Here is a 6,736-nt window from a genome sequence, read left to right on the forward strand (position 1 = left end):
GGATGGGAGGAAGCCCGACCGCCCATGCCCCCCAAAGTGCCCGCCAAAGCCGCCTTCTTCGACGTCGACGGGACGCTGGTCCGGACGAACATCGTCCACGTCTATGCCTACTACGCGACCAACCGGGGTTCGCTCCGGGGCATCGCGGGCCGCACCCTGGGGACCGCCCTGGGGCTGCCGGTGTTCGGCATCCTGGATGCCGTCAACCGCAAGGCCTTCAACGAGTTCTTCTACCGCTACTACGCGGGCCTCAGTGAAGACCGGCTCGTCACCATCGCGGAGGACATGTTCGAGGACGTCCTCAAGCCGGCGCTCTACGAGCAGACGCAGGACCTCATCGACGAGGCGCGTCGTTCCGGCTGCCGCATCGTGCTCGTCACCGGAGCACTGGACTTCACCATGCACCCGCTGGCCCGGCACCTGGGCTGCGACGACGTCATCGCCAACAAGATGCAGTTCGTGGGCGGCAAGGCCACCGGCAAGGTGATCCCGCCCATCATCGAAGGCGCCAACAAGGCCAACGCCATCCGGGCCTACTGCGAGAAGGAAGGCCTGGCCCTCAACCAGTGCCACGGCTATTCGGACAGCGCCTCCGACTACGCCATGCTCGCCGTCGTCGGACGGCCCACCGCGGTGAACCCGGACCTGCGGCTGCGCTCGCTCGCGCGCGCGTACAACTGGCCCATCCTGGACCTGAAGTAACCCCCTCCTTCCCCCCCCCCGGCCCACGCCCATGCGCCCGCTCAAGACGCTCCAGAAGCTGTACGACGAGGAAAGCCAGGTGGTCATCACGGAGAAGGGCAGCCCCCCGCGGGCGCTCTTCTACGGCGAGGGCTTCCTCCAGGAAGACCTGCCCGTGGGCACCCGGGTCATCTTCCCCCGCCCCCCGCTGGAGGGCGTGCCCAACGTGAAGGCCGCCATCCGCTGGGCCATCAACCACCCGGAGGGCATGGACCCGCTGCACGCGCTCTTGCGCCCCGGCATGCGGCTGACCTGCGTCATCGACGACATCAGCGTGCCGCTGCCGCCCATGGTCACGCCCGACGTGCGCCAGTCCATCCTGGAGGTCGTGCTGGAGCTGTGCGCGGACTCCGGCGTGGATGACGTGCACCTGGTCATCGCCAACGCGCTCCACCGCCGGATGACCGAAGGCGAGATGAAGCGGATGGTGGGCGAGAAGATCTTCGACGCCTACTACCCGGACCGCTACTACAACCACGACGCGGAAGACCCGGACGGCATCACGGAGCTGGAGCGCACGAGCCACGACGAGGTGGTGGCGGTGAACCGCCGCGTCGCGGAGAGCGACCTCATCGTCTACGTGAACATCAACTTCGTGCCCATGAACGGCGGGCACAAGTCCATGGGCACGGGCGTCACCAACTACGCGTCGCTGCGGCACCACCACAACCCGAAGACGATCCGCGACTCCGACAGCTACATGGAGCCGAAGGCGTCCGCGCTCTACACGAAGAACACGCGCATCGGGACGGTCATCGACCAGACGCTCAAGGTCTTCCACATCGAGACCACGCTGAACAACCGAATGTTCGGCGCGCCCACGGACTTCCTCGCGAAGAAGGAAGAGGACTACACGGAGGCGGACCGGCTGAAGTTCCAGGCCCTGCGCTTCACGCTGTCCAAGCTGCCCCGGGCCGCGGCGCGCAAGGTGCTCAACGCCATCCCCGCGCCCTATGACGTGACGGGCGTGTTCGCGGGAGCCACGGAGCCCACGCACCAGAAGACGCTGGAGCAGAGCTGGAAGCAGTACGTGGTGCCGGTGGAGGGACAGAGCGACATCGTCATCTTCCCCATCCCGTTCGTCAGCCCCTACAGCGTCAACTCGGTGCTCAACCCGCTGCTCGTGCAGGTGATGGGGCTGGGCTACTTCTACAACCTCAACCGGGGCGTGCCGCTGGTGAAGAAGGGCGGCGTGCTCATCCTCCTGCACCCGGCCTACGACGAGTTCGACCCCGTGCAGCACCCCAGCTACATCGAGTTCTTCCACCGGCTGCTGCCGGAGACGCGGGACTCCATGAAGCTGGAGCACAAGTACGAGAAGGAGTTCGCGGAGAACCCCAGCTACGTGCACCTGTACAGGAAGGGCAACGCCTACCACGGCGTGCACCCGTTCTACATGTGGTACTGGGGCGAGAATGGCCGCCAGCACGTGGGCAAGGTCATCGTCGCGGGCGCGGAGAACAACCACGTCCCGGCCCTGCTGGGCTGGGAGCGCACCGACACCCTCTCCGAGGCGATTGAAGAGGCGCGCGGCTTCATGGGGCGCTCGGCGTCCATCAGCCTGCTGCGCATCGCGCCCACGGTGATGGTGGACGTGAAGTGAAAGGGTCGCACACGGACATGGGCACGCCCTCCGAGCTGAACGTCACCGAGGTCTTCACCGGCAAGCGCATCGTCTTCGTCGGCACCACCGGCTTCGTGGGCAAGGTGACGCTGTCGATGCTGCTCTCCCACTACGGCGACGTGCTGGACCGGGTCTACGTCGTCGTGCGCAAGGGCAGCGCCGCGTCCGCGGAGCACCGCTTCTTCGACAAGGTCGCGCCCAGCGAACCCTTCCAGCCCCTGCGGGACAGGCTGGGGGACGAAGGCGCGATGGCGTACCTGCGCGAGAAGTGCATCGTGCTGGACGGCGACATCACCGACCCCTGGGTGGGCCTGGAGGAGGCGGACGTCGCGAAGCTGACGGGGCAGGTGCACGCCATCGTCAACTGCGCGGGGCTCGTGTCCTTCAACCCGTCGCTGGAGGTGGGCCTCAACGTCAACACCCACGGCGTGAAGAACGCGGTGGCGCTGGCGCTGCGCTGGGCGGTGCCGCTCATCCACATGTCCACCGCCTTCGTCGCGGGCAACCGCAGCGGGCTCGTCTTCGAGGACGAGCAGGTGCTGGGCTACTTCCCGAAGATGGAGGAGATGGACGGGCGCGACTTCAGCCTGGAGCAGGAGCTGGCGGACGCGGAGAAGACCGTGGCCCGCTTGCGCCAGCAGGCGGATGACAAGGCGCTCACGTCCATCTTCCGCCAGAAGGCGCTGGACCGGCTGGAGGAGGAGGGCCGCGACGCCACCGACGAGAAGACCCTCCGTCTTGCCGTCGGCCGCGAGCGCAAGCTGTGGCTGTCCGGTGAATTGGTCCGCGCGGGCATGGAGCGCGCGCAGCACTGGGGCTGGCCCAACACGTACACGTACACCAAGCACCTGGGCGAACAGGTGATGGCCGGTACGCCGGGCCTGCGCTACTCCATCGTGCGCCCCTCCATCGTGGAGAGCGCGGCGCACTTCCCGTTCCCGGGTTGGAACGAGGGCTTCACCACGTCCGCGCCGCTGGCGTACGCGGGCATCAAGGGCCAGCGCGGCATCCCGGCAGGGGACCACGCCATCCTGGACATCATCCCGGTGGATCAGGTGGCGGGCGCCACGCTGGGCATCACCGCGCACGCGATCCAGGTGGAGGAGCGCCGCGTCTACCACCTGGCCTCCGGTGACGTGAACCCGTTCCTCGCGAGCCGGTCCGTGGAGCTGGTGGGCCTGTACCGCCGCCGCTTCTACCGCAACCGTGAGACGGGCAACTCGCTGGTGAACTCGCTGCGCTCGCGCATCGAGCCGCAGCCGGTGAGCAAGCAGGAGTTCCAGCTGCTCAGCGCGCCCATGCTGATGAAGGGCGCGAAGCTGCTCAAGAAGACGCTGGACGAGGTGCGCCCGTCGTGGGGCGCGCCGCGCATCCAGGCGATGGTGGACAAGGCGCGCGGGGTGCTGGACGAGGTGGAGTCGCAGGCGGGAAGCCTCACCGGCCTCATCGACCTGTTCCTCCCCTTCCTCTGGGAGAACCGGTACGTCTTCCGCTGCGACAACACGCGCTCCGTCTACGAGCGCATGGTGCCCGCGGACCGCGCGAAGATTGACTGGGCGCCGGACCGCATCAACTGGCGCGAGTACTTCCTGGGCACGCACCTGCCCGGCCTGGAGAAGTGGGTGTTCCCCGGCCTGGACGAGGAGCGCGAGAAGCGCACCGCCATCCCCGCGTCGCGCGACCTGCTGGAGCTGTTCGAGTCCACCGTGCACGCGTGGCGTCACCGGGTGGCCTTCCGCATGGCCGCGGGCGAGAAGGAGGAGCGCTTCACCTTCGGCGAGGTGCACCGCTACGCCGCGCGCGTGGGCAGCTTCCTGCTGGCTGCGGGCCTGAAGCGCGGCGACCGCGTGCTGCTGGTGTCGGAGAACCGGCCCGAGTGGGCCATCTGCTACTTCGGCATCCTGCGCGCCGGCGGCACCGTCGTGCCCGTGGACCCCGCCCTCACGGAAGCCGAAGTCGTCAACATCGCGAAGCGCGCGGAGGCGAAGCAGTGCCTCGTGTCCGAGCAGGCCGCCGAGGACTTCCCTGGCCTCTTCAGCGCGCTGGGTGATGGCGTCGGCGTGACCAGCCTCGCGGAGGCGATGACGGGCGACCCGGCGTACCCGGACCGCATCGGACCCGTGCGCAAGTCCGCGGCCCCCGACGACGTGGCGAGCGTCATCTTCACCTCCGGCACCACCGGCACGCCCAAGGGCGTGATGCTCACGCACCGCAACTTCACGTCGCTGGTGGCCAAGCTCGCGGGCGCGTTCAACGTGGGCGTGGGCGACGGCGTGCTGTCCGTGCTCCCGCTGCACCACACGTTCGAGTTCTCCGCCGGCTTCCTCACGCCGTTCTCGCGCGGCGCCGAAATCACGTACATCGACGAGCTCACGTCGGACCGACTGGGCGACGTCTTCGAGACGGGCCGCGTCACCGCGATGATTGGCGTGCCCGCGCTCTGGCAGCTGCTGCACCGCAAGATTACGCAGGAGATGGCGGCGCGTCCGCCCGTGGTGGAGCAGGCGCTCAAGGCGCTGATGGCGGCCAACGGGGAGCTGCGCAACCGCAGCTCGCTCAACCTGGGCAAGCTCTTGTTCTGGCCGGTGCACCGCAAGTTCGGCGGGCGCGTGAAGGTGCTGGTGTCGGGCGGCTCCGCGCTGTCCGAAGAGGTGCACCAGGCCTTCCACGAGCTGGGCTTCACGATGCGCGAGGGCTACGGCCTCACGGAGGCCGCGCCGGTGCTGGCGGTGTCCGAGGCCACCAACAAGCGCATCAAGGGCACGGTGGGCAAGGCACTGCCGGGCATCGAGTTCCGCATCCTCTCGCCGGACAACGACGGCATCGGCGAGGTGCTGGCCAAGGGCCCCAACGTGATGGCCGGCTACTTCGGCGACCGCGAGGCCACCGAGTCGGTGGTCAAGGAAGGCTGGCTGCACACCGGCGACCTGGGCCGCATGGACGACGAGGGCCGGCTGTACCTCATGGGCCGCGCCAAGGACGTCATCGTCGACGCCAACGGCAAGAACGTCTACCCGGACGAGTTGGAGGAGCTGTACCAGGAGCACCCGCACGTGAAGGAGCTGTCCATCGTCGGCCTGCCGGACGAGTCCGGTGGCGAGAAGGTGGCGTGCCTGTGCGTGCCGGACTTCAAGGACCGGCCGCGCGAGGAGGTGCGCCACGAATTGGAGGAGCACTTCCGCAAGGTGAGCGCGGGCATGCCCTTCTACCGGCGCGTGAAGCTGGTGCGCTTCTACGACGGCGAGCTGCCCCGCACGTCCACGCGCAAGGTGAAGCGCAAGCGCGTGGTGGAGGAGCTGCAGCGGTTGGACCGCGTGGCCGCCAACGCGGGCCGCGTGAAGGAGAAGGCGCAGGCGCAGGCGTCGTCCACCGGCGGCGTGGCGGACTGGCTCTACCCGCTCGTCGCGGAGGTCTGCCACCGCCCGGTGTCGGACGTGCGTCCGGACGCGCAGCTCCTTGGCGACCTGGGCTTCGACTCGCTGATGCTCACGGAGATGTCCGTGGCGCTGGAGGGCGCGGGCGTGCCGCTGCCCGCCATCGAAGACCTGACGCAGGTGCAGACGGTGGAGGACCTGCGCAAGCTGGTGGTGGCGTCCGGCCGCCGGCCTTCGCAGGAGACGCGCGCGCGCGACATCCTCAAGGAGCAGGAGCGCGCGGAGGAGAAGGAGATCCCCGTCCCCGAGGCCGTGTCCGCGGTGGGCCGGCAGCTCCTGTCCTTCGGGCAGAAGGTGCTCTACGGCGGCGTCTTCGACGTGAAGGTGACGGGCAAGACGTTCATCCCGCAGAACCGCAACTTCCTCGTCATCGCCAACCACGCCAGCCACCTGGACGCGGGGCTGGTGCGCGTGGTGCTGGGCGAGCAGGGCGAGCGCATGGTGTCGCTGGCCGCGCGCGACTACTTCTTCGACACGCCGCTCAAGCGCGCCTGGTTCGAGAACTTCACCCACCTCATCCCCATCGACCGGCAGGGCTCCCTGCGCGAGTCGCTGCGCGTGGCGGGTGAGGCGCTCCGGCAGGGCTTCAACGTCCTCATCTTCCCGGAGGGCACGCGCTCCACGACGGGCGAGCTGATGGAGTTCAAGCCGACGCTGGGCTACCTGTCGCTCACCTACGGGGTGGACGTGCTGCCGCTCTACATCCACGGCGCCTACGAGGCGCTGCCCAAGGGCTCCATGTTCCCGAAGACGAAGGAGCTGGAGGTGCACGTGGGCCCGGCGCTGGAGCACGCGTCGCTGCGGGCCCGGGCGCAGGGCATGGCGCGCTCGGAGGGCTACCGCTACGTGACGCACATCGCGGAAGAGGCGGTGCGCAGCCTTCGCGCGGGCAAGGTGCTGGACCTGGAGCAGGTGGGGCAGGACCGCGACTTCACCC

Annotated in this window: 3 protein-coding genes; all 3 read left to right on the forward strand. The window is 68.6% G+C overall.

Going from position 1 to position 6,736, the window contains the following annotated elements; genetic code table 11:
* Positions 1-36 precede the first annotated feature (36 nt).
* Positions 37-702: an HAD family phosphatase gene (locus tag D7V97_RS37845; RefSeq protein ID WP_120615466.1), complete on the forward strand. Its 666-nt coding sequence runs from the start codon at positions 37-39 to the stop codon at positions 700-702.
* Between the two features lie 31 nt (positions 703-733).
* The gene (locus D7V97_RS37850) at positions 734-2,344 is read left to right on the forward strand and encodes a lactate racemase domain-containing protein (protein ID WP_120615464.1); all 1,611 of its coding nucleotides are present in this window, start codon (positions 734-736) and stop codon (positions 2,342-2,344) included.
* Positions 2,345-2,361: 17 nt separating this feature from the next.
* The coding region (locus tag D7V97_RS37855; protein ID WP_120615465.1) for an AMP-binding protein at positions 2,362-6,736 on the forward strand (4,375 nt) is incomplete at its 3' end.

It is taken from the genome of Corallococcus sp. CA053C, assembly GCF_003611675.1.
In the GTDB taxonomy this organism is placed as follows: domain Bacteria; phylum Myxococcota; class Myxococcia; order Myxococcales; family Myxococcaceae; genus Corallococcus.